General features: G+C 72.7%; 20 protein-coding genes, 1 tRNA gene and 1 pseudogene. 10 read left to right on the top strand and 12 right to left on the bottom strand.

Going from position 1 to position 23,747, the window contains the following annotated elements:
- On the bottom strand, positions 1-1,493 hold a 1,493-nt coding region (locus tag ABZT03_RS14210; protein WP_356038279.1), incomplete at its 3' end, for an MFS transporter.
- Positions 1,494-1,821: 328 nt separating this feature from the next.
- Here ABZT03_RS14210 and ABZT03_RS14205 point away from each other — a divergent pair.
- On the top strand, positions 1,822-2,400 hold the full coding sequence (locus ABZT03_RS14205; RefSeq protein ID WP_356038277.1) for a helix-turn-helix domain-containing protein: 579 nt from the start codon (positions 1,822-1,824) through the stop codon (positions 2,398-2,400).
- Positions 2,401-2,577: 177 nt separating this feature from the next.
- Here the strand turns inward: ABZT03_RS14205 and ABZT03_RS14200 are convergent.
- Positions 2,578-3,071: pseudogene (locus tag ABZT03_RS14200) on the bottom strand (FCD domain-containing protein).
- Positions 3,072-3,168: 97 nt separating this feature from the next.
- On the bottom strand, positions 3,169-3,819 hold the full coding sequence (locus ABZT03_RS14195) for a TetR family transcriptional regulator (RefSeq protein ID WP_356038275.1): 651 nt from the start codon (positions 3,817-3,819) through the stop codon (positions 3,169-3,171).
- A 253-nt stretch (positions 3,820-4,072) separates the two neighbouring features.
- Between ABZT03_RS14195 and ABZT03_RS14190 the strand changes: the two genes are divergently transcribed.
- The gene (locus ABZT03_RS14190; RefSeq protein WP_356038273.1) at positions 4,073-4,426 is read left to right on the top strand and encodes a cupin domain-containing protein; all 354 of its coding nucleotides are present in this window, start codon (positions 4,073-4,075) and stop codon (positions 4,424-4,426) included.
- A 100-nt stretch (positions 4,427-4,526) separates the two neighbouring features.
- Here ABZT03_RS14190 and ABZT03_RS14185 read toward each other — a convergent pair whose 3' ends face one another.
- Positions 4,527-5,576: a LacI family DNA-binding transcriptional regulator gene (locus ABZT03_RS14185; RefSeq protein WP_356038271.1), complete on the bottom strand. Its 1,050-nt coding sequence runs from the start codon at positions 5,574-5,576 to the stop codon at positions 4,527-4,529.
- Between the two features lie 190 nt (positions 5,577-5,766).
- Between ABZT03_RS14185 and ABZT03_RS14180 the strand changes: the two genes are divergently transcribed.
- A complete protein-coding gene (locus ABZT03_RS14180; protein WP_356038269.1) occupies positions 5,767-6,942 on the top strand; it encodes a Gfo/Idh/MocA family oxidoreductase in 1,176 nt (391 codons plus the stop codon).
- A gap of 168 nt (positions 6,943-7,110) precedes the next feature.
- Here ABZT03_RS14180 and ABZT03_RS14175 read toward each other — a convergent pair whose 3' ends face one another.
- Entirely contained in the window at positions 7,111-8,145 is a 1,035-nt protein-coding gene (locus ABZT03_RS14175) for a LacI family DNA-binding transcriptional regulator (protein WP_356038267.1), read from the bottom strand.
- A 104-nt stretch (positions 8,146-8,249) separates the two neighbouring features.
- Between ABZT03_RS14175 and ABZT03_RS14170 the strand changes: the two genes are divergently transcribed.
- From ABZT03_RS14170 to ABZT03_RS14160, 3 genes are all read left to right on the top strand, one after another.
- On the top strand, positions 8,250-9,416 hold the full coding sequence (locus tag ABZT03_RS14170; RefSeq protein WP_356038265.1) for a phytanoyl-CoA dioxygenase family protein: 1,167 nt from the start codon (positions 8,250-8,252) through the stop codon (positions 9,414-9,416).
- A 15-nt stretch (positions 9,417-9,431) separates the two neighbouring features.
- Positions 9,432-10,208: an SDR family oxidoreductase gene (locus tag ABZT03_RS14165; protein WP_356038263.1), complete on the top strand. Its 777-nt coding sequence runs from the start codon at positions 9,432-9,434 to the stop codon at positions 10,206-10,208.
- Between the two features lie 199 nt (positions 10,209-10,407).
- On the top strand, positions 10,408-11,412 hold the full coding sequence (locus ABZT03_RS14160) for a Gfo/Idh/MocA family oxidoreductase (RefSeq protein ID WP_356038261.1): 1,005 nt from the start codon (positions 10,408-10,410) through the stop codon (positions 11,410-11,412).
- Positions 11,413-11,472: 60 nt separating this feature from the next.
- Here ABZT03_RS14160 and ABZT03_RS14155 read toward each other — a convergent pair whose 3' ends face one another.
- From ABZT03_RS14155 to ABZT03_RS14140, 4 genes are all read right to left on the bottom strand, one after another.
- Positions 11,473-12,714, bottom strand: a complete 1,242-nt coding sequence (locus ABZT03_RS14155) for a serine hydrolase domain-containing protein (protein ID WP_356038259.1) — start codon at positions 12,712-12,714, stop codon at positions 11,473-11,475.
- Between the two features lie 365 nt (positions 12,715-13,079).
- Positions 13,080-14,000, bottom strand: a complete 921-nt coding sequence (locus tag ABZT03_RS14150; protein ID WP_356038257.1) for an ATP-binding cassette domain-containing protein — start codon at positions 13,998-14,000, stop codon at positions 13,080-13,082.
- A gap of 9 nt (positions 14,001-14,009) precedes the next feature.
- Positions 14,010-15,080 carry an ABC transporter permease gene (locus tag ABZT03_RS14145; protein WP_356038255.1) on the bottom strand — a complete coding sequence of 357 codons (1,071 nt, stop codon included), beginning with the start codon at positions 15,078-15,080 and terminating at the stop codon, positions 14,010-14,012.
- A gap of 5 nt (positions 15,081-15,085) precedes the next feature.
- A complete protein-coding gene (locus tag ABZT03_RS14140; RefSeq protein ID WP_356038252.1) occupies positions 15,086-16,105 on the bottom strand; it encodes a sugar ABC transporter substrate-binding protein in 1,020 nt (339 codons plus the stop codon).
- A 289-nt stretch (positions 16,106-16,394) separates the two neighbouring features.
- Between ABZT03_RS14140 and ABZT03_RS14135 the strand changes: the two genes are divergently transcribed.
- The 3 genes from ABZT03_RS14135 to ABZT03_RS14125 all read left to right on the top strand — a co-directional run bounded on the left by ABZT03_RS14135 (position 16,395) and on the right by ABZT03_RS14125 (position 19,926).
- A complete protein-coding gene (locus ABZT03_RS14135) occupies positions 16,395-17,147 on the top strand; it encodes a PfkB family carbohydrate kinase (protein ID WP_356038249.1) in 753 nt (250 codons plus the stop codon).
- A gap of 71 nt (positions 17,148-17,218) precedes the next feature.
- Positions 17,219-19,096, top strand: coding sequence for a 3D-(3,5/4)-trihydroxycyclohexane-1,2-dione acylhydrolase (decyclizing) (gene iolD / locus ABZT03_RS14130; protein ID WP_356038246.1), 1,878 nt, complete (start codon positions 17,219-17,221; stop codon positions 19,094-19,096).
- Between the two features lie 44 nt (positions 19,097-19,140).
- Entirely contained in the window at positions 19,141-19,926 is a 786-nt protein-coding gene (locus tag ABZT03_RS14125) for a GntR family transcriptional regulator (RefSeq protein WP_356038244.1), read from the top strand.
- On the opposite strand, the gene ABZT03_RS14120 is transcribed toward ABZT03_RS14125, so the two are convergent.
- From ABZT03_RS14120 to ABZT03_RS14110, 3 genes are all read right to left on the bottom strand, one after another.
- The gene (locus tag ABZT03_RS14120) at positions 19,916-20,611 is read right to left on the bottom strand and encodes an NUDIX domain-containing protein (protein ID WP_356038241.1); all 696 of its coding nucleotides are present in this window, start codon (positions 20,609-20,611) and stop codon (positions 19,916-19,918) included. The genes ABZT03_RS14125 and ABZT03_RS14120 overlap by 11 nt on opposite strands.
- A 134-nt stretch (positions 20,612-20,745) precedes the next feature.
- Positions 20,746-22,551, bottom strand: coding sequence for an ABC transporter ATP-binding protein (locus tag ABZT03_RS14115; protein ID WP_356038239.1), 1,806 nt, complete (start codon positions 22,549-22,551; stop codon positions 20,746-20,748).
- Positions 22,552-22,899: 348 nt separating this feature from the next.
- A tRNA-Pro gene (locus ABZT03_RS14110) sits at positions 22,900-22,973 on the bottom strand.
- A 99-nt stretch (positions 22,974-23,072) separates the two neighbouring features.
- Here ABZT03_RS14110 and ABZT03_RS14105 point away from each other — a divergent pair.
- Positions 23,073-23,600 (top strand): DUF309 domain-containing protein, encoded by a 528-nt coding sequence (locus ABZT03_RS14105; protein ID WP_356038236.1) that lies wholly within the window; start codon positions 23,073-23,075, stop codon positions 23,598-23,600.
- Positions 23,601-23,747 lie beyond the last annotated feature (147 nt).

The following is a 23,747-nucleotide window of genomic DNA, read 5'->3' as shown; positions in this document are numbered from 1 at the left end:
GGCGCCGCCGGGTCCGCGGCGCCCGCCTGCGCCGCGTCGACCCGCGTGCCGTCCGCCCGCGTGCCGTCCGCCCGTGCGGCGGACGCCGGGCCGGAGGCGGCGCGGGCCGTGCCCGGCAGGTGTCCCGCCCGGCGCACCGGCACCAGGAGCGCCGCCAGCGCGGCGGCCAGGCACAGCACCGCGAGCAGGGTGAAGCCGTGGGTATAGCCGGAGCCGTAGGGCAGGCCCGAGGGCTGGAGGCGGCCGGTGACCAGGACGCCGGTCACCGCGGCCCCGATCGAGCCGCCGATGGTGCGGATGTTGGCGTTCATGCCGGTCGCCGCGCCGGTCTGGTCGGCGGGCACGCTGCCCACGATCAGGTTGGCCATGGAGGCGAAGGCGAGGCCGATGCCGAGTCCGAACACGCCGGCGACGACGGCGATCTGCCACTGCTCGTCGTGCCAGAGGGCGAGGAAGCCGCAGGCGAGCGCGCCGAGCGCGGCCCCGGCGGTGAGGAGCGCCTTGGCGCCCACTACGGGTTCGAGGCGGCCGCCGAGTATGCCGGAGAGGAACATCGCCACCAGCATGGGCAGCATCAGCAGGCCGGCGGCGGTGACGCTCGCGCCGAAGCCGTAACCGGCCGAGCGCGGGGTCTGCACGAAGCCGGGCAGGAAGGACCAGATCGCGTACATGCCGGCGCCGAACAGCAGGGCCGCGGTGTTGGTGGTCCACACGGCGGGCAGCCGCATGACGCGCAGGTCGATCAGCGGGGTGCGGGAGCGGGCCTCGGCGAGCAGCCACAGCCCGAACAGCAGCACGGCGGCGGTGAACAGCCCGATCACGCGGGCCGAGCCCCAGCCCCACACGGTGGCCTGGCTGAGCGGCAGGAGCAGGGCCACCAGCCAGGCGGAGAGCAGTGCGGCACCGAGCCAGTTGACCCTCCCCCGCGCCCGGGTGCGCGACTCGGGCACGTACCGCAGGGCGATGAGGGTGGCGGCCACGACGATGCCGACGGGGATCCAGAACAGCCAGCGGTAGTCGAGCGCGGTCACGATCGGGCCGGCCGCGACCATGCCGACGCCGCCGCCCGCGGCGATCACCGCGGACAGGTTGCTGATGCTGCGGCCCACCTCGGAGGGGGCGAACTCGTCGCGGATGATGCCGAAGGACAGCGGGAACAGCGCTCCGCCGACGCCCTGGACGACCCGGGCGGCGATCAGTACGCCGATGCTCGGCGCGAGCGCGGCGAGCAGACAGCCGGCGGCCACGGTGAACAGGACGGCGACCAGGGTGCGCTTCTTGCCGGCCAGGTCGCCGACCCGGCCGAGGATCGGCGTGAAGATCGAGGCGGACAGCAGGTAGGCCGTCATCACCCAGGTGGCGGTGGACTGCGAGGTGTGCAGGGCGTGCTGGACGGTCGGCAGGGCCGGCGCGATCAGCGACTGGAGCATGGAGAAGACGCCGGCACCGGTCGCGAGGACCGCGAAGGTGAGGCGGGTGGACGTGCGGGGCATGAAGGGCCTCTCCGAACTGGTTGCGGCCTGGGTCTGCCGGCCGTGGTCGTCGCGGGTCCGCGGGCCGTGCGCCGCGGGGCGGCGGGGGCACGGCGGAGCGCGCGACGGCCGCGGGGAGCGGTCGCGGAGGAGGTGACTGAGGTGTCCGCCGGGCGGCGCGCGGCGCGGGGCCCGGGTCGGTACGGGTGGTGGCGGATCCGGGGCGGGGTGTGCGGCCGCACACTCCGCCCACGGCGGACGCACCTCCGCACTGCTAAAGTGGAGGTACTCCTCCACTGTAGCGGAGGCCAACCTCCGCTTCAACCTCGTGCCGCCCCGGGAGGCAGCAGTGCCGGCTCAGTCGTTCCCCGTCAGTGAGATCGTCGCGTCCCAGCGGCCGCACCGGAAGGACGCGGCACGCAACTACGACGCGCTGCTGGCCGCCGCGCGCGAGGCGTTCGCCGAGAACGGCGCGGAGGCGTCCCTGGAGGACATCGCCCGCCGCGCGGGCGTCGGCATCGGCACGCTGTACCGCAACTTCCCCACCCGCCGCCACCTCTTCGAGAGCGTCTACGCGGACGAGGTGAACGCCCTGTGCGAGGTCGCCCGGGAGGTCGCGGGGCTCGAGCCGTGGGAGGCGCTGACCTCGTGGCTGGACCGGTTCACCGACTACATGGTGACCAAGCGGGCGGTCCGCGAGGCGCTCGACGACGAGTCGGAGGTCTTCCTGGCCTGCCGCGACTCGATGTACGGCGCCGGCGGACCGCTGTTCGAACGGGCCCAGAAGGCCGGCGTGGCCCGCCCGGACATGGACTTCGGGGACCTGCTGCGCATGGTCGCGGGCATCACCGCCACGACCTTCGTCGACGACACCCAGCGTGACCGGGTGCTGTCCGTCGCACTGGACGGCGTACGCGTGACGCGCTGAGGGCCCCGGACCGGGAGGGAGCGGTCGGCTGACGGCTCACGGCTCGTCCCCGGCGTGCGCGGTGACGACGAGTGTCGATCGTGGGGTGGCGGGCGCGATGGCCTGGGTCATTGCTCAGATCCCTCTTCGTTCAGGCGGTTCGCCCGGGTGGACGGGTGTGCGCCCGCCTCGCACGTGTCAGTCGCGCAACGCCTCGATGACGCTGGTGAGGTGGGCGCGGACGGCCTCCTCGGTCGCCCGCGGGTCCCTGGCCGTGATCGCCTCGATCATCGCCAGGTGCTCGCTCAGGGAGTGCTGGGGACGCCCGGCCTGAGCGCCAACTGGAAGCGATGACGGACCAGTTGGGCGTTGAGCCGCTCCAGCAGGTCCACGGCCGTCCGCTGGCCCGGGAACTCCTGGATCCTGGCGTGCAGTTCCTGGTCGAGCTCGGAGTACGTCACCGGCTCGCCGTCGGCCACGGCCTTGGTCATCGCCGTGCCCAGGTCCGCCAGTTCGGCCCGCTGGTCGTCACTCGCCGCGCACAGTCCTTCCAGGACCGTGCGGCACTCGGTGATGGCGACCGCTTCCTCCACGCCCACCACCCGCACCCGCGAACCGCGGTCGCGGATCCGCTCCACCAGGCCCTGGGCCTCCGGATCGATCAGTGCCGCGCGAATGCTCGCCCGCGGTATTGCAGGCCGGAGATGGCGGGACGCGAGGTCCGCTCGTCGTACGCGGGGCCGGAGACCGACCGGGCACGTGCCCGGTGGATCGGGGCGGCGGTAAGCGTCATCCGGCGTTCGGGCCGCCCGTGACCGGGGCACGCCACAGGCCGACGATCGCGTCGACCAGGCCCGTCGCGGCCTCGTCCCAGGTGGCGCGCGGGGTGGGGACGCCCTGCGCCAGGGCGCGTTCGCGTTCGGCCGCCATGTGGACGATGAGGTGGCGGGCCAGTTCGCCGCGCTCGGCGCGGATCTCGGCGGGCACCTCGGGCAGGCACCGGTGCATGCCCTCGATCGCCTGGCGCAGCGTCGGGGCCGCGAGGGACTCCTCCACCATGATCTGGCGCAGCGCCGGGTCGGTCATCACCTGGGCGCAGAACCGGGCGTACCAGGTGGGGCTGCCCAGTGCCCCGAGGTGCTCGGGCAGGGGGCGGACCACGCAGTTCACCCAGTCCCGCAGTTCGTCACAGTCGCCGACGTCCGCCAGGAGCCGGGCGCGGATCTCCTCGATGCGGACGACGTGCTTGCGGACGATGGCGCGGACCAGGTCGGCCTTGGTGCCGAAGTGGTACCCGACGGCAGCGTTGTTGCCCTGTCCCGCCGCCTCGCTCACCTGACGGTTGGACACCGCGTAGACGCCCCGCTCCGCGAACAACCGCTCCGCCGCGGTCAGGATCAGCTCCCGGGTCGCGCTCGCCTGCTCCGCCCTGCCCGCCATGCTCACCACCGCACCGGGCCCTCGCTCCACCCGTCGGCGGCCGGGTCCCTGGAGCCGCCTCGGGCCCGCCGCGGACGGCGGGTTCCAGCGACGGAAGCCTACGCAACCGGAGCCGTCCGGGCCTGCCCGCGCCGCTACGGGCCGGTCGGGGCATCCCGGTGGTGTGCGCCGCGACGATGTGTCCCCTCACCTGGTCCGATACCGCACACCCTGTCGGTGCCGGGGCGGTGGAGGGGCTCGCTAGGGTCGCCGTATGAGCCTCAGTCCCCACAGTTTCGCCGTCCACATCCCCGACGCCGAGCTCGAACCCGAGCCGCCGGCCGCCGAGCAGATCGTCTCCGGGACGCCGGAGGTGACCGGGAAGGTCGTGTGGGAGTCGGCCGACGGCCGTCAGGTCCGGGGCATCTGGCAGATCACCCCGGGCGTGGTCACCGACACCGAGGCGGACGAGCTGTTCGTCGTGATCAGCGGTTCCGCCACCATCGAGATCGCGGGCGGGCCGACGCTGACGGTCGGGCCCGGCGACATGGCGGTGCTGCGCGAGGGTGACCGTACGACGTGGACGGTGCACGAGACGCTGCGCAAGGCGTACGCCGTCAACCTGTAGGCCCTCTACGCCACTTGGCGCCGCCCGCTCGCCACGGTGCAGGAACTGTCCGGCCGGTCGTGGTGGAGGGGGCGACGGCGCCCGACAGGGCGGACAGCGCCTAAGCCCGCCCGTCCCCGGGGGCGCGACCGGGTACCGGCTCGGGCCCGGCCGCTCCCGGCGGCGCGGTCGTGCCCCTGATCTCCAGGGTGGGCGCGGTCAGATGGACCTCGCCCGCTCCCCCGGGGTCCTCGAAGCGGGCCAGGAGGCGGCGGGCGGCGCGGCGGCCGACCTCGTGGCCGGCGTTGTCCACGGTGGTCAGCCACAGGTGGCGCAGCCGGGAGATGCTCGTGTTGTCGTAGCCGGTCACCGACAGGTCGTGGGGGACGCGCAGGCCGAACTCCTCGGCGGCCGACAGCGCGCCGACCGCCGCGATGTCGTTGACGGCGAGCACGGCGGTGGGCCGGCGCGGCCGGCCGAGCAGTCGGACGGTGCCGCGGTGTCCGCCCTCCTCCGTCATGTCGGTGGGCTCGACCAACGCCTCGCCGGCGAGGCCGTGCGCGCGCATGGTCGCCTCGAAGCTGCGCAGGCGCAGCTCACCGACGGCTCCGTAACCCGCGAGGTGCGCGATGCGGCGGTGGCCGAGGCCGATGAGGTGCTCGGTGGCCAGCCGGGTGCCCTGCTCGTCGTCGCCGGCGACGACGTCGACACCGGGCGGCACCGGTTCGCGGGCGCCGGCGACGACGACGGGGATCCGCTCGGCGACCGCGCCGAGCGCCGCCGGGTCGGGCAGCGTGCCGACCACGACCAGGCCGTCGACCCGGAGGTCCATGAAGGGACCGGCGGGGTCCTGGCCGGCGCGCCGGTTCAGGCGGGCGTCGGCGAGCAGCATGTGCAGGCCGTGGTCGTGCAGCAGGGGGTTCAGGCCGTCCAGGAGGTCCACGTACCAGGGGTTGCGCAGGTCGTGGAGCAGGACGCCGACGGTGCGGGTGCGCTGTTCGCTGAGGCTGCGGGCGGCCGTGTTGGGGCGGTAGCCCAGTTCGCGCACGGCGCGCAGCACGGCCTCACGCTTCTCCGGCCGCACCTGACCGGAGCCGCGCAGCACCAGCGACACCAGCGACTTGGAGACGCCGGCATGGTCGGCCACGTCGCGGATGGTCGGCGCTCTCATGGCATGGACCGTTCCATGAGCCTCTCCGCTTGTCAAAGGGCGGTCTGCTGCCGCCGGAGCTCCGCCGTCCCCCGGCCGGGGGGTTGACAGCGCCCACGACCGCACTCAGGGTGGGCCGGACAAGACATGGACCGGTCCAAAAAGCGGGGACCGGCACCAACGGTTCGAGGAAGTCCGAAGAGGGGCTGTCATGGTGGATGCGCCGGCGGATGGGTTCGGGGTCGCGGTCGTCGGGTTCGGGTGGATGGGCCGGGTGCACACCCAGGCGTACCTCCGCGTCCCGCACCACTATCCGGAGCTGCCACTGCGTCCGAGGCTGGTGGCGGTCGCCGAGGAGGTGCCGGGCCGGGCCGAGCGGGCCGCCGCGCAGTTCGGGTTCGCCTCGGCCACCCGCGACTGGCGCGAGGTGGCCGACGATCCTCGGGTCCGGGCCGTGAGCATCACCGCCCCCAACTTCCTGCACCGGGAGATCGGGGTGGCGATGGCCGAGGCCGGCAAGCACCTCTGGATCGAGAAGCCGGTGGGCCTGACGGCGGCCGACGCGCGGGCGGTCGCCGACGCCGTCGCCCGGGCCGGTGTCCAGGGCGCGGTGGGCTTCAACTACCGCAACGCGCCTGCCGTGGAGGCGGCCCGCGAGCTGATCGCGTCCGGGGGGATCGGCACCGTCACCCATGTCCGGGTCCGGCTGTTCAGTGACTACGCGGCGCATCCGGAGGGCGCGCTGACCTGGCGGTACGAGCGGGAGCGCGGCGGCAGCGGAGTGCTGGGCGACCTCGCTTCGCACGGGGCGGACCTGGCCCGGTACCTCCTCGGCGACATCGCGTCGCTGACCGCCGACACCGCGGTCTTCGTGCCGCGCCGGGCCCGCCCGACCGGCGCGACCGCCGGCCACTCCCGGGCCGCGGGCGGTGAACTGGGCCCGGTCGAGAACGAGGACTACGTCAGCTGTCTGCTGCGCTTCGCCTCCGGTGCCCGCGGTGTCCTGGAGGCGTGCCGCGTCTCGGTGGGCGAGCAGAACAACTACGGCTTCGAGGTGCACGGCACCACGGGCGCGGTGTTCTGGGACTTCCGCAGGATGAACGAGCTCGGCGTCAGCCGCGGCACGGCCTACCAGGACCAGCCCGTGAGCACGGTGTATGTCGGCCCGGGTGACGGGGAGTTCGGCGCCTTCCAGCCCGGCGCCGCCAACGCCATGGGCTACGACGACCTCAAGGTCGTCGAGGCCCACCGGTTCCTGCGCTCCGTCGCCGAGGGCAGGCCGTACGGGGCGACCCTGCCGGACGCCGTGCGCAGCGCCGCCGTACTGGACGCGATGGCGCGCTCCGCCGACAGCGGCACCTGGGTCGACGTGGAGACTGCACCCTGACGGGAGCGCGCCGCGATCGGACGGCACCGCGAGGGGACCGCGCCACTACCGGACGGCACCGCGAGGCGTGGGATCGGCGCGGCCAGGCATCCGGTCGGTGCGGTCGGCCGCGGGCGCCCGGGGTCCCGCGCCCGTGCGGCGCGGGCCCGCGCCGCGCCGTGCCGGCGGTCAGCCCGACGGCGCCCGCGGCGGCAGGTTGTACGGCGTGACCACCTGGATCGCCGACGGCAGGGTGGGTCCCGCGGGCGGCAGCGCGCCGTGCGCCCGCATCACGATGTGACACGCCTCCCGCATGTCGCGGCGCAGGTCGTGGTGGAGGACGACGGACAACCGCTGCTCGCGCAGCAGGCGGGTGTTGTCGTGGTCGAGGTCGTGGGCGATGAACACCGCGCACTCCCGGCCGAGGTCCGCGAACGCCCGCAGGGTGGCGATGTTGCCGCCACCGATGGAGTACACGGCCCTGATCCGCGGGTCGCGCTCCAGGGCGGCGCGGACCAGGTCGTACTGCGTGGCGTCCAGGCCCTGCCCCTCGGTGATCTCGACCAGGGCGCGGTCCGGGTGCCCGGCGCGCATGGCGCTGCGGAAACCCATCTCGCGTTCCTCCTCGTTGCGGAAGAAGCCGCTGCTGAGACTGGTGAGCACGTTCCCGGGGCGCGCGCCCAGCCACTGGCCCATCAGATAGGCGGCCGTCGCGCCCGCCGCACGGTTGTCCATGCCGACGTAGGCGAGCCGCGCAGTGGAGGGCAGGTCGGTCACCAGGGTCACCACGGGGATGCCGGCGTCGGCGATCCGGCCGACCGCCGCGGCGACCTCGGGGACGTCGGGCGCCTTGAGGATGACGCCCTGCGAGCCGCGCCGGGCGATCCGGTCCAGGGTCCTGGTCAGCTCCGCCACCGGGCCGGTCTCCCGGAAGTGGAACCGCGAGCGCACGACGGCGGGGTGCAGCCCCGGCAGTTCCTCCTCCAGGGCGGCCCGTACGGCGGTGGAGAACCGCTCCGGGGTCTGCATCACGATGTCGACCATGAAGGTACGGCCGACCAGCCGGACCTGGGTGCGCTGGCGGTCCAGGTCGGCGATGGCCTGCCGGACCTCCTGCGCGGTGCTCCCCCGTACCCCGCCGCGGCCGTTGAGGACCCGGTCCACGGTGGCTTCGCTCAGGCCCGCCTGACGCGCGATCTCCCGGATCGGGAAAGGGTGGCCCATGCGGAGGCTCCTTGAGGGGTTTTTGACGGTCGCCTGCCGGTTGTTCGACGGCTTTGTACTGACAAGAATGACAGAGCCGTATCGCTCCGCCCGAAGGGACGACGATGTCCTTCCTCTCCGTACGACGACGTGCCTGGCTGTCCGAGCAGGACTGCGACCTCGACGCCCTCCGCGCCCTCGTGGAGCGGACCACCGACCTCGCGGACCACCCGCACGCCTCGTCGGTGACCCACAACGTCCTCGTCTACGAGAGCGAGCGGCTGCGCGGGCTCGCGGACCGCCGGGAGGTGCAGGCCGAACTCGTGCGCGCCCTCGACGAGGGGCCCGGCATCGTGGTCCTGCGGGGCGCGTTCCCCGACCCGGCGGTCGTGGACCGGCTCACCGCCGTCTTCGACGCCCTGATCGACGGGCAGCGCGCCTCGGGCGCGAGCGCCGGTGACCACTTCGCCGCGCCGGGCGCCAACGACCGGGTGTGGAACGCGCTGGAGAAGGCCGCCCGGCACGACCCCGAGGCGTTCGCCGACTACTACGCCAACGACATGCTGGCGCTGGTCTCGGCCGCCTGGCTCGGCCCCGGCTACCAGGTCACCTCGCAGGTCAACGTGGTCAACCCGGGCGGAGCCGCGCAGAGCGTGCACCGCGACTACCACCTGGGGTTCCTGTCGAACGAGGCGGCGGCCGCGTATCCCGCGCACGTGCACCGCCTCTCCCCCGTGCTCACCCTCCAGGGGGCGGTCGCGCACTGCGACATGCCCGTGGAGTCGGGTCCGACGATGTACCTGCCGTACTCGCAGTCCTACGAACCGGGCTACCTCGCCTGGCGACTGCCCGGGTTCCAGGCGTACTTCGGGGAACGGCACGTCCAACTCCCGCTGGCCAAGGGCGACGCCGTCTTCTTCAACCCCGCGCTGTTCCACGCCGCCGGCACCAACCGCTCCCCCGACATCCGGCGTACGGCCAACCTGCTCCAGGTGTCCTCCGCGTTCGGGCGGGCGATGGAGACGGTGGACCGCGAGGCGGTCGTGGAGGCCGTGTTCCCGGTGCTGCTGCGGCGCGCCGCCGAGGGCGCCGGCGAGGAGTGGCTGGACCGCGTGATCGCCGCGAGCGCCGAGGGCTACCCGTTCCCCACCGACCTCGACCGCGATCCGCCGGTCGAGGGGCTCGCGCCGCCGTCCCAGGCAGACACGGTGCGGCGGGCGCTGCGCGAGACGTGGACGCCCGCGGCCCTGCGCGACGAACTGAAGGCCGCCGCGGTGCGGCGCCAGAGCTGAAAGGGCCGTCCACTCATGGGACTACTCGACGACAGGATCGTCCTGGTCAACGGCGGCAGCCAGGGGGTCGGCGCCGCCATCGCGCGGGCCGCGGCCCGCGAGGGCGCCGCGGTCGCCGTGACCGGGCGGCGCCCGGAGCCGGGCGAGGCGCTGGTGGCCGAGCTGACGGCCCTCGGCAGCAAGGCGATGTTCGTACGCGCCGACCTCGCCGACGCCGAGCAGGCGAAGACGTCGGTGGCCGAGGTGGTCGCCGCGTACGGCCGCGTCGACTGCCTGGTCAACTCCGCCGGGCTCACCTCGCGGGGCACGCTGCTCGACACCACGCCGGAACTCTTCGACCAGCACATCGCGATCAACCTCCGGGCGCCCTTCTTCGCGATGCAGGCGGCGGTCGCTGACATGGTGGCGCGCGAGTCGCCCGGCACGGTCGTCAACATCATCACCTCGTCGGCGCACGGCGGTCAGGCGTTCCTGGCGCCCTACGTGGCGGCCAAGGCCGGGCTGATCGGCCTGACCCGCAACGCGGCGCACGCCCACCGCTGGGACCGCGTCCGGATCAACGGCCTGAACATCGGCTGGACGGCCACCGAAGGCGAGGACGCGACCCAGCGGGCCTTCCACGGCGCCGGGGACGACTGGCGCGAGGAGGCAGCCGCCCGTCTCCCGATGGGCAAACTCGGCCAGCCCGACGAGATCGCCGACTTCGTGGTCCTCCTCCTCTCCGACCGCTCGGGCGTGGTCACCGGCTCGGTCATCGACTGGGACCAGAACGTACTGGGCGGACTGGACTGACCTCACGACCCAGGCCGACGGCCCCACCCTCCAGCCCGCCCGCACAGCCCGTCCGGCGACCGTCCAGCCCGTCGGACGACCACACAGCCCGGCGACCATCCAGCCCGTCCGGCGTTCGAGGACGAGCCCGAAGGGCGACCGGGGCCCGGGGCAGAGCCCCGGCAACGGACAGCACCCACACACGAAAGCAGCGGAGCTCATGCGCATCGGAATCCTCGGCCTCGGCCGCATCGGCGCCTTCCACGCCGAGACCCTCTCCGGCCTCGACGCGGTCGACTCCCTCGTCCTCGCCGACCCGTTCGCGGACGCCGCCAAGGTGGCCGCCGAGCGGTTCGGCGGCGAGGTCGCGGACTCGCCCGAGGCCGTGCTCGCCGCCGGGGTGGACGGGGTCGTGGTGGCCGCCGCGACGGACGCCCACCCCGGTCTGATCCTCGCCGCCGTCGAGGCGGGCGTCCCCGTGTTCTGCGAGAAGCCCGTCGCCCGCACGATGGCGGAGGGCGTCGCGGTGCTCAAGGCGGTTGAGGGCAGCGACGTGCCCATCCAGATCGGCTACAACCGCCGCTTCGACGCCGGGTTCGTGGCCGCCCGGGCCGCGGTGCGCGCCGGTGAACTGGGCAAGCTGCACACCGTACGGTCGACCACGCTGGACCCGGCGCCGCCGCCGGCCGCGTACGTCGCCGGCTCCGGCGGCATCTTCCGGGACTGCTCGGTGCACGACTTCGACATCATCCGCTGGGTGACCGGACGCGAGGTGACCGAGGTGTACGCCGTGGGCGGCAACCGGGGCGCCGAGTACATCAAGGAGGCCGGCGACGCCGACACGACGGGCGCGCTCCTGACCCTGGACGACGGCACGATCGCCGTCATCTCCAACAGCCGCCACAACGCGCGGGGTTACGACGTCCGCATGGAGCTGCACGGCTTCGCGGACTCCATCGCGGTGGGACTGGAGGACAAGCTGCCGCTGCGGTCGGTGGAACCCGGGGTGACCTTCCCGGCGGGCACTCCGCACGACTTCTTCATGGACCGCTTCACAGCGGCCTACCGGGCCGAACTCACCGCGTTCACCGAGGTGGTGGCCGGGAACCGGCCCTCGCCGTGCACGGTGGCGGACGCCCTGGAGGCGGGGTGGATCGCGGAGGCGTGCACGCTGTCGCTGCACGAGCACCGGCCGGTGACGATCGCGGAGGTCCGCTCCGTCTGACGGAGTTCCGTAAGGGCACGGCGTGACTCCCGCGGGAGTCACGCCGTGCCCTTACGACTGTCACTTGGCGGCTGGTTGGGCCGGCAGGTTGAACACGTGGTCCGGAGAGATGATCTTCGTGATCGCGTCTCCGAAGAGCGTGCTGGGCTCGCTGTTCTTGTAGTTGATGTCGGTGTTCAGCATCACGACCAGGGTCGCCTGCGCCGACGGCAGGTAGATGGTGAGCGACTCGTAGCCGGGCAGGGAGCCGTTGTGGCCGATCCAGCCCTGCACGTCGAAGATGCCGAGGCCGTACCCGGTGCCCGGGATCGGGGTCGGCGGCGTGGTGAGCCGCTGCTTCTGGGTCGGGGCGCTGATCAGCCGGTCACCGTCGGGCAGTTGGCCGGTGGCGACCGTGCGCGCCCAGACCCGGAGGTCCTGGAGCTGCGAGATCATGGCGCCGGCCGCCCACGCCCAGGACGGGTTCCAGCTGGCCGTGTTCTCGACCTTCCCGGACGCGGTCTGGTCGGTGTAACCCTGCGCGTGCGGGTCGGGGAAGAACGCGCCGTGCGGGAAGAGCGTGTGGTCCAGCCCGGCCGGCTGCAGGATCGTGTCGTGGATGTAGTCGGCGAGGGGCTGCCCGGACATCTTCTCCACGACCAGCCCGAGCAGGATCAGGTTGGTGTTGCAGTAGAAGAACTTCTTGCCCGGCGGGAACAGCACGGGATGCTTGAAGGAGTAGTCGAGCAGTTCCTGCGGGGTGAACGGCCGCTGCGGGTCGGAGGTCAGCGCCTTGAAGAAACCCTCGTCCTGCGAGTAGTTGAACAGGCCACTGCGCATGCCGGCCAGCTGACGCAGGGTGATCCGGTCACCGTTGGGGACGCCGTCGACGTACTTGCCGATGGTGTCGTCCAGGCCGATCTTGCCCTGGTCGACGAGTTCCAGCAGTGCCGTGACGGTGAACGTCTTGGTCTCGCTGCCGATCCGCAGGTACAGGTCGGACGACATCGGCTGGCCGGTGGCCTTGTCGGCGACGCCGAAGGACTTGACGTACTCGCCCTTGTCCGGCGTCCAGATGCCCACGTTCACGCCGGGCACGTTCGCCTGGTCCATGACGCGTCGTACGGCGTCGTCGACCTGCCGTCGTACGTCGGGGGTGAGGGCGCGGACGCCGTCCCCGGACGGGGACGGTGAGGGTTGTCCGGCGGTGACGGCGGAGGACGGCAGCGCCACGGCGGCCCCGCCCGCGGCCGGCACCACCAGCGCCCCCACCGCGGCGGCGACGACAACTCCTCTGCGCAGTCGGGTGCACAGGTGTGTCATGGGTACTCCCCACGCGGAGACATGCGCCGCGGACCACAGCCGTCATGAGGCGAAGGCCGGGAGCGGCCGTATCCCCACCAGCATAAAAGCGGCCACGCGCCACCGCCTCTCGACGCCGGACCGCGGGAAACCGCGCGCACCACTCACAGGCCCGCACCCGCGACCGGCCCCGCACGGACACACGCCCGGACACCCGCACCCGCATGGCGGCGACCGACCCGTCTCCCGCCACGCGACCGATCGCGAGCGTCACCACGACCACGACCGCCACCACGACCGCCCGCACCCGCACCCGCGGTTCCACCAGGCAAGTCAGCCGACCGCCGCCCCGCTTACCGCAACGCCCCTCCCCCGCACCGCACTTGTCAAGGGTTCTTCTTCTCGGGTGCCGTCGCCACAGGTGCCGTGAGGTCCTTCTCCTCCGGGAGCTCCTCCACGTCGACCCCCCGCACCTGGGACAACTCGTGCTTGAGCGCGGCGAGTTCCGTGCCGCCCGCCATGTGGTTGGTGAGTTCCTCGAGGCTCACGCTGCTGCGGTCGGCGCTGAGTTCCATCGTGCCGAGGCGCAGCACGCTGAAATGGTCGCCGACCATGTAGGCGTGGTGCGGGTTGTGGGTGATGAAGATGACGCCGAGGCCGCGGTCGCGGGCGGCGGCGATGTACTTCAGCACGACACCGGACTGCTTGACGCCGAGGGCGGCGGTGGGCTCGTCCAGGATGAGGACGCGGGCGCCGAAGTAGACGGCGCGGGCGATCGCCACGCACTGGCGCTGGCCGCCGGAGAGGGTGCCGATGGGCTGTTCCAGGTCGTCCAGGACGATGCCCATGTTGCGGAGTTCCTCGTCCGCGGTCTTCTTCATCCTCTCGATGTCGAGGCGGCGCACGGGCCAGGGGCCCTTCGTCATCTCGGAGCCGAGGAAGAAGTTGCGCCACACCGGCATCAGGGGGACGGTCGCCAGGTCCTGGTAGACGGTGGCGATGCCCCGGTCGAGGGCCTCTCGCGGGGTGGAGAAGCGCACCGGGGCGCCGTCCACCAGGAAGTCGCCCTCGGTGTGCTGGTGCAACCCCGAGATGATCTTGATGAGGGTGGACTTGCCCGCGCCGTTGTCGCCCAGCACGCAGGTGACGCGGCCGGGGTGGACGGTCAGGTCGACGCCGTGCAGGGCGCGGATGTTGCCGTAGGACTTGCCCGCGTTGCGCAGTTCGACGAGGGCGCCGTCGGCCGCCGCCGGGGCGGTGTCCTCGATGATGGCCCCGTGCGTGCCGGTTCCGTTGGTGGTTGTCATGGGATCACGTCACCTCCGGGTCGCCGTGCGCTGGACCCACAGATTGATGAGGACGGCGCCGAGGAGCATGACACCGAGGAAGGCCTTGAACCAGTCGGGGTTCCAGCCGGCGTAGACGATGCCCTGCTGGACCATGCCGAACATGAAGGCGCCGAAGACCGGGCCGATCGCCGAGCCGTAGCCGCCGGTGAGCAGGCAGCCGCCGATGACGGCCGCGGAGATGTAGATCAGCTCCTGGCCGACGCCCTCGCCGGACTGGACGGTGTTGAAGGTGAACAGCTGGTGCATGCCGACGAACCAGGCACCCAGCCCGACCAGCATGAACAGCGAGATCTTGGTGAAGGTGACCGGGACGCCGACCGCGCGGGCCGACTCCTTGTTGCCGCCGACCGCGAAGATCCAGTTGCCGTACTTGGTGCGCAGCAGGATCCAGGTGGCGATGGCCGCGAAGACCAGCCAGTAGACGATGGTGATCTTCACCTGGACGCCGCCGACGTCGAAGGAGGAGGCGAAGACCTTCTTCGCCTGGTCGAAGCCGTCCATCGTGCTGATGTCGTCGGTGGCCACGTTGGTGGTGACCAGCTTGGTCACCGCGAGGTTGACGCCCTGCAGGATCAGGAAGGTGCCCAGGGTGATCAGGAAGCTGGGCAGCCCGGTCCTGACCACCATCCAGCCGTTCAGGAAGCCGATCCCGAGGGACACGATCAGCGCGACGACCACACCGACCCACACGTTCATGGTCAGCTGGTAGCTGAGCATGCTCGCGGTGAGCGCCGAGGTGATGACGGCGACGCCGGCCGACAGGTCGAACTCGCCGCCGATCATCAGGAGCGCGACCGGCAGGGCCATGATCCCGATGGTCGACGACTGGTACAGGATGTTGGCCATGGAGCTGCCGTCGCGCACCGGGGGCGCCGCGACGAGGAAGAACACGTACACGGCGACCGCACCGAGGAACACCCCGACCTCGGGTCGCGCGAGCAGCCGGAACACCAGGGGGCGCCGCGCGGTGCGCCCGTCGGTCTTCCTTTGGCCGGGGGCCGGCGGTGTGGTCACCGCCGGCTCAGCCTGCTGGGTCATTCAGATCACCGGGTGCCCTTCGCGGCGAACTGCGCGACGGTGTCGACGTTGGTCTTGTCGACGAAGGCGGGCCCGGTCAGCACCGGCTGCTCGCCACCGCCCATGTAGTTGCCGTTGTTCTTGTAGAGCCACAGGGAGTCGATGGCCAGGTAGCCCTGGAGGTAGGGCTGCTGGTCGACCGCGAACTGGATCGTGCCCTTGCTGATGGCGCCGGTCAGCTCCTTGTTCAGGTCGAAGGTGGCGATCTTGGCCTTGCTGCCGGCGTCGCTCACCGACTGCACCGCGGTCAGCGCGAACGGGGCGCCGAGCGCGACGACGTAGTCGATGGAGCTGTCCTGCTTGAGCTTGGCGGTGATCGTCGACTTCACGGACGGCATGTCGGTGCCGTTGACGTACAGCGTCTGGGTGGAGCCGGTGAACGTCTTCTTCACTCCGTCGCAGCGCTGGGTGAGGCCGATGTTGCCCTGTTCCTGGACGACACAGACGACCTTCTTGGCGCCGGCGCCGTTGAGCCGCTTGCCGAGCGCCTCGCCGGCCACGGTCTCGTCCTGGCCGAAGAACGACATCAGGCCGAGCTTCTGCCACTCGCTGACACCGGAGTTGAGGCCGACGACGGGGATGTTCGCCGCCTTCGCCTTGCTGACGACGTCCTTCATGGCGTCCGGCTTGGCGAGGGTGATGGCGATGCCGTCGACCTTCTGGTCGATCGCGTTCTGCACCAGGGTGGCCTGGGCGCCCGCGTTCGGGTCGGCGGAGTAGACGAGCTTGACGTTGTCCTTCGCCGCGGCCGCCTCCGCACCCTTGCGGACGATGTCCCAGAAGGTGTCGCCGGGCGACTGGTGGGTGACCAGGGCGACCGTCATCCGCGGGGTGTCGGCCTTTCCGGCCGAGGCACCGGCCGCGCTTTCCTCGGCCTTCTTGCCGCCGGAGCTGCTGGAGCAGCCCGCGAGGGTCAGCGCCGCCGCCGCGGCCACGGCCACGACGGGGGCGAATCTGCGGGAGCGGGAGTGCGAAGAGCGGTCCATCTTTCCTGCACCTCACTGTGCTACGGGGGAAAGGCAAGGCGGATCACGGGGATCCGAGGCCTGGATCTGCGATAAGTCCGGGTCGTACGCCACAAAAGCGGCTGCTGTGCTGGGACGGGATTCCACCCCTTGACGCGCCCGCTGTCAATACTTTGTTAAGACATCATTTCACGCTCAGGTCCGAATGTAAGTACAAAGTATTGACAGCGTCGCCCTCCCGGACCTACACCTGGGGGGCGGCAGGCCCCTCGGGACCCGCCGCCCCGGCATAGTTCGAGGAGCGTCGCACATGGCCGAGTCAGCACAGTCCTTCGATCTGATCACGATCGACCGTACCGGAGTCGATCTCTACCCCCTGCGGTCGGGCGTACCCCTCGCCCGGACGGCGGCCCTCCGGGGGACCTCCGGCCGTTCCGCCGCACGGGTGGCCGTGGCCGCCGCCCGCCTCGGCCGCACCAGCGTCGTGGTGCACGCCGACGCACCCGACTACTTCGCCATCCGCGCGGCCCGGATCTTCTGGGTCACCGGTACGGGCCTCAGCGAGGAGCCGAGCCGCTCCGCCACCCTCGCCGCCCTCAAGGCGCGCGGCCGGGCGGGCACCACCGTCTTCGACCTCGACTGGCGCCCCGCCCAGTGGGCCGACTCCGCCTGGAAGGACCCGGAGGAGGCCCGCCCCTGCTACGCCGAGGTGCTGCGGCACGCCACGGTCGCGGTCGGCGACCTCGACGCCTGCGAGATGGCCACCGGCTCACGCGAACCGCGCGCCTGCGCCGAGGCGCTGCTCGCGGCCGGCGTGGAGCTGGCGTTGGTCCGCCAGGGCTCCCGGGGCGTGCTGGCGGTGCACCGCGACGGCACCACCGCCGAGGTCGTGCCGGGGCCCGCCGGGACGGCCGACGGCCCGGACGCCGACGCGGACACCGACATGGACGACGCGTTCGGCGGCTCGCTGTGCCACGGACTGCTGTCCGGCTGGGAGCTGGACCGGACCCTGCGCTACGCCACCGCGGCCGGCCGGCCCGCCGCCGGCGAGGGCCCCGGCTGATCCCCGCCCGCCCCTGCCCGTTCCCCGTCGTTCTCCGTCGTTCCCCGTCCCTTCTCCGTGAGGTCCCCCCGATGAGCGAGTCCACGACCCGGCGCCTGACCGTCGCCCAGGCGCTGGTGCGTTTCCTGTCCGTCCAGTACACGGAGCGGGACGGGGTGCGCCGCCGGCTGATCGCCGGCACCTGGGGCATCTTCGGCCACGGCAACGTGGCGGGGATCGGCCAGGCGCTCCTGGAGGCGGGCGAGGCGGCGATGCCGTACCACCAGGGCCGCAACGAGCAGGCCATGGTGCACGCGGCCGTCGGATACGCGCGTCAGCTGGACCGTCTGTCCGCGCAGGCCGTGACGACGTCCATCGGCCCCGGCGCCACGAACCTGGTGACCGGCGCGGCCCTCGCGACGATCAACCGCCTGCCGGTCCTCCTGCTGCCCGGCGACTACTTCGCCACCCGCCCCGCCGATCCGCTGCTCCAGCAGCTGGAGCACCCCGTCGAGGCCGACGTGTCCGTCAACGACACCCTGCGCCCGGTGTCGCGCTACTTCGACCGGGTGACCCGCCCCGAGGCGCTGATCCCCGCCGCGCTGAACGCGATGCGGGTGCTCGCCGACCCGGCGGAGACCGGCGCGGTCACCCTGGCGCTGCCGCAGGACGTGCAGGCGCAGGCGTACGACTGGCCGGAGGAGTTCTTCGCCGACCGCGTCTGGCGGGTACGGCGTCCCGTGCCCGACCCCGCCGAGCTGGCCGAGGCGGTCCGCGTGATCCGGTCCGCCGCCCGCCCGCTGATCGTCGCGGGCGGCGGGGTGCACCACAGCGAGGCCGAGGAGGCGCTCAGGGCGCTGGTGGACACCACCGGCATCCCGGTCGCCTCCACCCAGGCGGGCAAGGGGTCCCTGCGCCACGACCACCCGGCCGACCTCGGCGGCATCGGCCACACCGGCACGGCGGTCTGCGACGACATCGCCCGCACCGCGGACCTGGTGATCGGCGTCGGCACCCGCTACAGCGACTTCACGACCGCGTCCGGCACGCTCTTCCAGCACCCGGACGTCCGGTTCGTCAACCTCAACATCACCGCGTTCGACTCCCACAAGCTGGCGGCCCGAACGGTCGTCGGGGACGCCAGGGCGGCCCTGGAGGCCCTCGGGGCGGCCCTGGGCGGGCACCGGGTGGACGGCGCGTACGAGGCCGAGTACCGGGCCGGGAAGGACGCGTGGGGGCGGGTCGTCGACGCGGCCTGCCGCGCCGACGACGACAGCGCCGTACCCACCCAGACGCAGCTGCTCGGCGCGCTGGACGCCGTCGTCGGCGACGAGGACGTGGTGATCAACGCGGCCGGTTCGCTCCCCGGCGACCTGCACAAGCTGTGGCGGGCCCGGAGCCGGCGCCAGTACCACCTGGAGTACGGCTACTCGTGCATGGGCTACGAGATCCCGGCCGCGATCGGCGTCCAGCAGGCCGCGCCGGGCGTCCCGGTCTGGGCCCTGGTGGGCGACGGCACCTACCTGATGATGCCCACCGAGATCGTCACCGCCGTCCAGGAGGGGCTGCCCGTCAACCTGGTCCTGGTCCAGAACCACGGGTACGCCTCCATCGGCGGCCTGTCGGAGTCGGTGGGCGGCGAGCGCTTCGGCACCGCCTACCGCCACCGGGCCGCCGACGGCACCTTCCGCGGGGCGCCGCTCCCGGTCGACCTCGCCGCCAACGCGGCCAGCCTCGGCATGGACGTGCTGCGCGCCAAGACCGTCCGCGAGCTGCGCGAAGCACTGGCCACGGCCCGCGCCTCGGACCGGCCGACCTGCGTGTACGTCGAGACCGACCCAGCGGCCACCGCTCCCGGCGCCGAGGCCTGGTGGGACGTGCCCGTGGCCGAGGTGTCCACGCGCGAGGCCGCGACGGAGGCCCGCGAGCGGTACGAGCGGGACGCCGCCGCCCGCAGGCGCCACCTGTGACCCCCGTGCCGGCCCCTTCTGACTCCTCCCAGGGAGGTACGTCCATGGTCAGGACCCACGGCTACCCGCGTGCCGTGACCGCCTCCGCACTCGACTCCGTGGACTTCGCCCTGGACCGGGGCAGTCCGGTGCCGCTGTACTACCAGCTCGCACGGCAGCTGGAGGCGGCGATCGAACACGGCGCCCTCGCCCCCGGAAACCTCCTGGGCAACGAGATCGACCTGTCCGTCCGCCTCGGCCTGTCCCGGCCCACGGTCCGCCAGGCCATCCAGACCCTGGTGGAGAAGGGGCTGCTGGTGCGCCGCCGCGGCGTGGGCACGCAGGTCGTGCACAGTCAGGTGAAACGCCCGCTGGAACTCAGCAGCCTGTACGACGACCTGGAGGCCGCCGGACAGGGGCCGACCACGCAGGTCGTGCGCAACGAGAGCGTGCCCGCCTCCGCCGACGTGGCCGCCGCCCTCGGCGTCGCGGAGGGCGCCGAGGTGACGATCCTGGAACGGCTGCGCAGCACCCACGGCCAGCCCGTGGCCCTCCTGTGCAACCACCTGCCCCCGGACCTGGTCGAACTCGACACCGGCCGGCTGGAGTCGACCGGCCTCTACCGCGTGCTGAGGTCCGCCGGCATCACCCTGCACAGCGCCCGCCAGACCATCGGCGCCCGCTGCGCCACCGCGCGGGAGGCGGCGCGCCTGGACGAGCGGGAGGGGGCCGCCCTGCTGACCATGCAGCGCACGGCCTACGACGACACCGGGCGGCCGGTCGAGTACGGCACGCACATCTACCGCGCGTCCCGGTACACGTTCGACTTCCAGCTGCTCGTCAGACCCTGACGGCGCCGTCGCCGGGTTCGGCGGGGCCGGCGAACGGCCCCTCCAGCGCCGCCCACTGGAGCAGCATGATGGTCTTGGCGTCGGCGATCTCCCCGGTGCGGATCATCTCCAGTGCGCGGTGGAAGGGCAGTTCGAGGATCTCGATGTCCTCGCCCTCCTCGTCCAGGCCGCCCCCCGCGTGGGTGCGGGTCGACGAGCCGTAGGCGGCGGCGTAGAAGCTGACGCGTTCGGTGACCGAGCCCGGACTCATGTAGACGTCGAAGACGTGCCGGACCTCGCCGATGGTGTGCCCGGTCTCCTCGACCACCTCGCGCCGGACGGCGACCTCCGGGTGCTCGTCCTCGTCGTCGAGGAGTCCGCCGGGCGTCTCGATCAGCATCCCGTCGGGATGGCCGTTGACGTACACCGGGAACCGGAACTGGCGGGTGAGCAGCACGGTCCGGCGTCGCGCGTCGTACAGCAGCATGGTGGCGCCGTTGCCGCGGTCGTGCGTCTCGCGTTCCTGGGTGCTCCAGGTGCCGTCGGCGTTCCGCACGTCGAAGGTCGTGGTGCGCTCGACGTACCAGTGGCTGGACAGGAGGGTCACGTCCCGGACCTTGACGCGCGGGTTCCCGGTCAGGTCGCGGCCGGTGCGGTCGAGCCCGGTGCGGCCCCGGCGGTCGGGGGTGTCGACGCCGGCGGTCATCGGGCACCCGCGGTGCGGGAGGAACAGATCAAGGTGGTCATGCTCGCTTCTACCATCCGTACGACACCGCGGTCGCGCGGATTCTCCCCCGCGCCGGTCCGGCGGGCGCCCGACGGCACCCACCGGACGGGAGTTCAGCGCAGGGCGGCGGGGCTGTCGTCGAGGAATCCGCCCGACTGGTGCCGCCACAGCTTCGCGTAGGCGCCGTCCGCGGCGAGCAGCTCCTGGTGGGTCCCCTGTTCGACGATCCGGCCGCGGTCCAGGACCACGAGCCGGTCCATGCCGGCGACCGTGCTCAGCCGGTGCGCCACCACGAGCGCCGTCCGCCCCTCCATGAGCCGCCACAGCGCCTTCTGGACGAGGATCTCGCTCTCCGAGTCCAGCGCGCTGGTCGCCTCGTCGAGCAGCAGGATCGGCGCGTCACGCAGGATGGCCCGGGCGAGGGCGACGCGTTGACGCTGTCCGCCGGACAGCTTGACGCCCCGCTCCCCCACCATCGTGTCGAAGCCCTGGGGCAGCCCGTCGGCGAACTCGGTGACGTGCGCCGCGTCGGCGGCCCGGCGGATCTCGGCGTCGGTGGCGTCCGGCCGGGCGAAGGCGATGTTGTCCCGCAGGGTGCGGTGGAACATCGCCGGGTCCTGCGGGACGTAGGCGAGCAGCCCGCGCAGGTCGGCCTGGCGCAACCGGCTGATGTCCCGGCCCCCGATGAGGATGCGGCCGGCGTCGATGTCCGTCATCCGCAGCAGCAGCCGGGTGAGCGTGGTCTTGCCGCCGCCGGACCGGCCCACCAGGCCGATCCGCGCCCCGCCGGGCACCGCCAGGTCGAGGCCGTCGAACAGCGGACGCCCGCCCCCGTGGGAGAACGTCACCCGCTCGAAGCGGACGTCGGCGTCCGCCGGCACCGGATCGGGCGACGGCGGGTCGAGCACGGTCGGCGGCACCAGCAGCAGTTCGGTGAACTGGGCGGCCTCCGTCATCGAGCTCTCCAGCCGGCGGTAGATCTGGTTGAACTCGAACATCATGCGGGTCGCGTTGGAGTAGTAGGTGAAGGCGACCACGACGGCCTCCACGCCGTGCCCACCGCCGGTGAGCGTGACCGCGAGCAACAGGCCCAGCCCGTTGGTCAGTACGGACATCGGCGCGACCAGTGTGTCGATGCGCAGGTTGCCGTAGTCCCACGACCGGAGGGTGAGGCGCCGTGAGGCCGCGACGCGCGAGCGGTGCTCGGCGGCCTCGTGCTTTTCGGCGGCGAACGCCCGGACGGTGTCCATGTTCATCAGGCTGTCGGCGACATGCCCGGAGACCCGCGCGATGGCCTCCTCGCGCCGGTCGACGAGCGCCTGACGGCGGCGGATGAGCGGCACCACGCACAGCGCGGTCAGGGTGATCATCACCAGCAGTCCCACGACCAGCAGCGGCTCGTAGCGCCACAGCACCACGGCGCCGAAGACCAGCGGGACCAGAGCGCCCACGACCTGGAACGTCATCGTGTCGACCCACTCCTCGAAGCGGGAGGCGAAGCTCAGCACCCGCTTGGTGAGCGACCCGGCGAAGTTGTCGTGGAAGAACGCGGCGTCCTTGGCGAACAGTTCGTCCATGCCGATCACGTACAGGTGCTCGATGCCGAGGGCGTCCAGGCGGTTGAGGTGGTGCAGGCCGAGGCGCCACAGCCCCTCCGCCAGCAGCAGCGTGCCGCCGAAGCCGAGGACGTAGGGCAGTGTCGGGCCGAGACCCGTCGCGCTGCCGCCGGCCAGCCGGCCGACGAGCTTGGCGACGATCAGCGGCGCGACGTAGTTGGTGCCGATGATGCCCAGGGCGGGCAGCAGCATCGCGGGGAGCGTCAGCCGCCGCAGGCGGACCAACTCCCGTCCGTAGTACCGCAGGGCGAGCAGCACCGCGCCCCTGCCCGGCGCGGACTCGCGTGGTCGAGGCGATCCCATCCCCACTCCGTGGTGTGTGGGCGGCGGCCCGCCCCCACACCGGTGGGAGGGGGTGCCGCCGCGTCGGTGGCCGGACGAAGCTTCGGTTCGGGTCGTGCTCCCGCGCGGAGCCGTCCGGCGGGCGGGCACGACGACAAAGCCCCCGCGCGACTCGCGGGTGAGCGGGCGGCAGGGGGGCCGGAGACCGAAGTGTCCCGCGACGCCGTCCGCACGGTCCAAGCGTTTTTCCCGGCCACCGGCCGGTCGCGGAACCCCGCGGTCCGTACGCGCGGGGTGGCGGGCGGGCTCACAGCGGAGGCCGTCTCCTCGTCCACGAGGAAACGGCCTCTGATCTGCGACTTCGTAAAGTCGGGACGACAGGATTTGAACCTGCGACCCCTTGACCCCCAGTCAAGTGCGCTACCAAGCTGCGCCACGTCCCGGTGCGTTGCCCGCGGCTGAACCGCGTGCACGCGCGGACAGTACTTTACCCCACACGGGGGCCCCGCCGGAGCGGTCCGGGGCGGGGGGACAATCGGGGCATGGGCAGCACATCGTCAGGACGGCCGGTGGACGCGCGGGACCGGGACAACGAGGGGCGGGCGCGCAACGCCAGGCCGCGGGACGGCCTCGGGCGGCCCCTGCCCTACGGCGCGACGGGAGTGGCCCGGCAGCCCGAGGGCGTGGTCCGGGCACCGGAGGCGAGCGTCACCGAGGCGCAGGAGCTGCTGGACGCCGGCCGCCCCTTCCACGCGCACGAGGTGTTCGAGGACGCGTGGAAGTCGGGGCCGCCGGAGGAACGTGAGGTGTGGCGCGGGCTCGCCCAGCTCGCCGTCGGTCTCACGCACTCCGCGCGGGGCAACGTCACGGGCGGCGCCCGGCTGCTGCGGCGCGGGGCCACGGCGGTGGAGGGCTGGGCGACGGCCACCGGACGCGGGCGGCCGTACGGCATGGATCTGACCGGCCTGGCCGACTGGGCGCGCGAGCTGGCGCGGGCCGTGGAACGGGGCGAGGGCCCGGTGGACGCGCGGGAGCGGGCACCGCGGCTGCGGGGGGCCGGGACGGCGTAGCGGCCGCACCGCGCCGGACACGTCACCGCCGGACCGGGCGCCCCGGATCACCGCATCGCCGGACCCGGCACCCCCGGATCACCGCATCGCCGGACCCGGCACCCCCGGGGCGCCGCACCACCGGGCCGGTACCCCCGGGCTCCGCAT

This window comes from Streptomyces sp. NPDC005574, assembly GCF_040605435.1.
Classification (GTDB): Bacteria; Actinomycetota; Actinomycetes; order Streptomycetales; family Streptomycetaceae; genus Streptomyces.
The sequence above is the reverse complement of the archived record's forward strand: the minus strand, read 5'-3'. Positions and strand labels throughout refer to the sequence as shown.

Coding starts and splice junctions, on each gene's coding strand:
- ABZT03_RS14175 (WP_356038267.1), bottom strand. CDS start 8,145: ATGGGCCACCCTTTCCCGATCCGGGAGATCGCGCGTCAGGCGGGCCTG.
- ABZT03_RS14170 (WP_356038265.1), top strand. CDS start 8,250: ATGTCCTTCCTCTCCGTACGACGACGTGCCTGGCTGTCCGAGCAGGAC.
- ABZT03_RS14140 (WP_356038252.1), bottom strand. CDS start 16,105: ATGGACCGCTCTTCGCACTCCCGCTCCCGCAGATTCGCCCCCGTCGTG.
- ABZT03_RS14150 (WP_356038257.1), bottom strand. CDS start 14,000: ATGACAACCACCAACGGAACCGGCACGCACGGGGCCATCATCGAGGAC.
- iolD (WP_356038246.1), top strand. CDS start 17,219: ATGAGCGAGTCCACGACCCGGCGCCTGACCGTCGCCCAGGCGCTGGTG.
- ABZT03_RS14115 (WP_356038239.1), bottom strand. CDS start 22,551: ATGGGATCGCCTCGACCACGCGAGTCCGCGCCGGGCAGGGGCGCGGTG.
- ABZT03_RS14180 (WP_356038269.1), top strand. CDS start 5,767: ATGGTGGATGCGCCGGCGGATGGGTTCGGGGTCGCGGTCGTCGGGTTC.
- ABZT03_RS14105 (WP_356038236.1), top strand. CDS start 23,073: ATGGGCAGCACATCGTCAGGACGGCCGGTGGACGCGCGGGACCGGGAC.
- ABZT03_RS14125 (WP_356038244.1), top strand. CDS start 19,141: ATGGTCAGGACCCACGGCTACCCGCGTGCCGTGACCGCCTCCGCACTC.
- ABZT03_RS14190 (WP_356038273.1), top strand. CDS start 4,073: ATGAGCCTCAGTCCCCACAGTTTCGCCGTCCACATCCCCGACGCCGAG.
- ABZT03_RS14165 (WP_356038263.1), top strand. CDS start 9,432: ATGGGACTACTCGACGACAGGATCGTCCTGGTCAACGGCGGCAGCCAG.
- ABZT03_RS14195 (WP_356038275.1), bottom strand. CDS start 3,819: ATGGCGGGCAGGGCGGAGCAGGCGAGCGCGACCCGGGAGCTGATCCTG.
- ABZT03_RS14145 (WP_356038255.1), bottom strand. CDS start 15,080: ATGACCCAGCAGGCTGAGCCGGCGGTGACCACACCGCCGGCCCCCGGC.
- ABZT03_RS14135 (WP_356038249.1), top strand. CDS start 16,395: ATGGCCGAGTCAGCACAGTCCTTCGATCTGATCACGATCGACCGTACC.
- ABZT03_RS14160 (WP_356038261.1), top strand. CDS start 10,408: ATGCGCATCGGAATCCTCGGCCTCGGCCGCATCGGCGCCTTCCACGCC.
- ABZT03_RS14120 (WP_356038241.1), bottom strand. CDS start 20,611: ATGACCGCCGGCGTCGACACCCCCGACCGCCGGGGCCGCACCGGGCTC.
- ABZT03_RS14185 (WP_356038271.1), bottom strand. CDS start 5,576: ATGAGAGCGCCGACCATCCGCGACGTGGCCGACCATGCCGGCGTCTCC.
- ABZT03_RS14155 (WP_356038259.1), bottom strand. CDS start 12,714: ATGACACACCTGTGCACCCGACTGCGCAGAGGAGTTGTCGTCGCCGCC.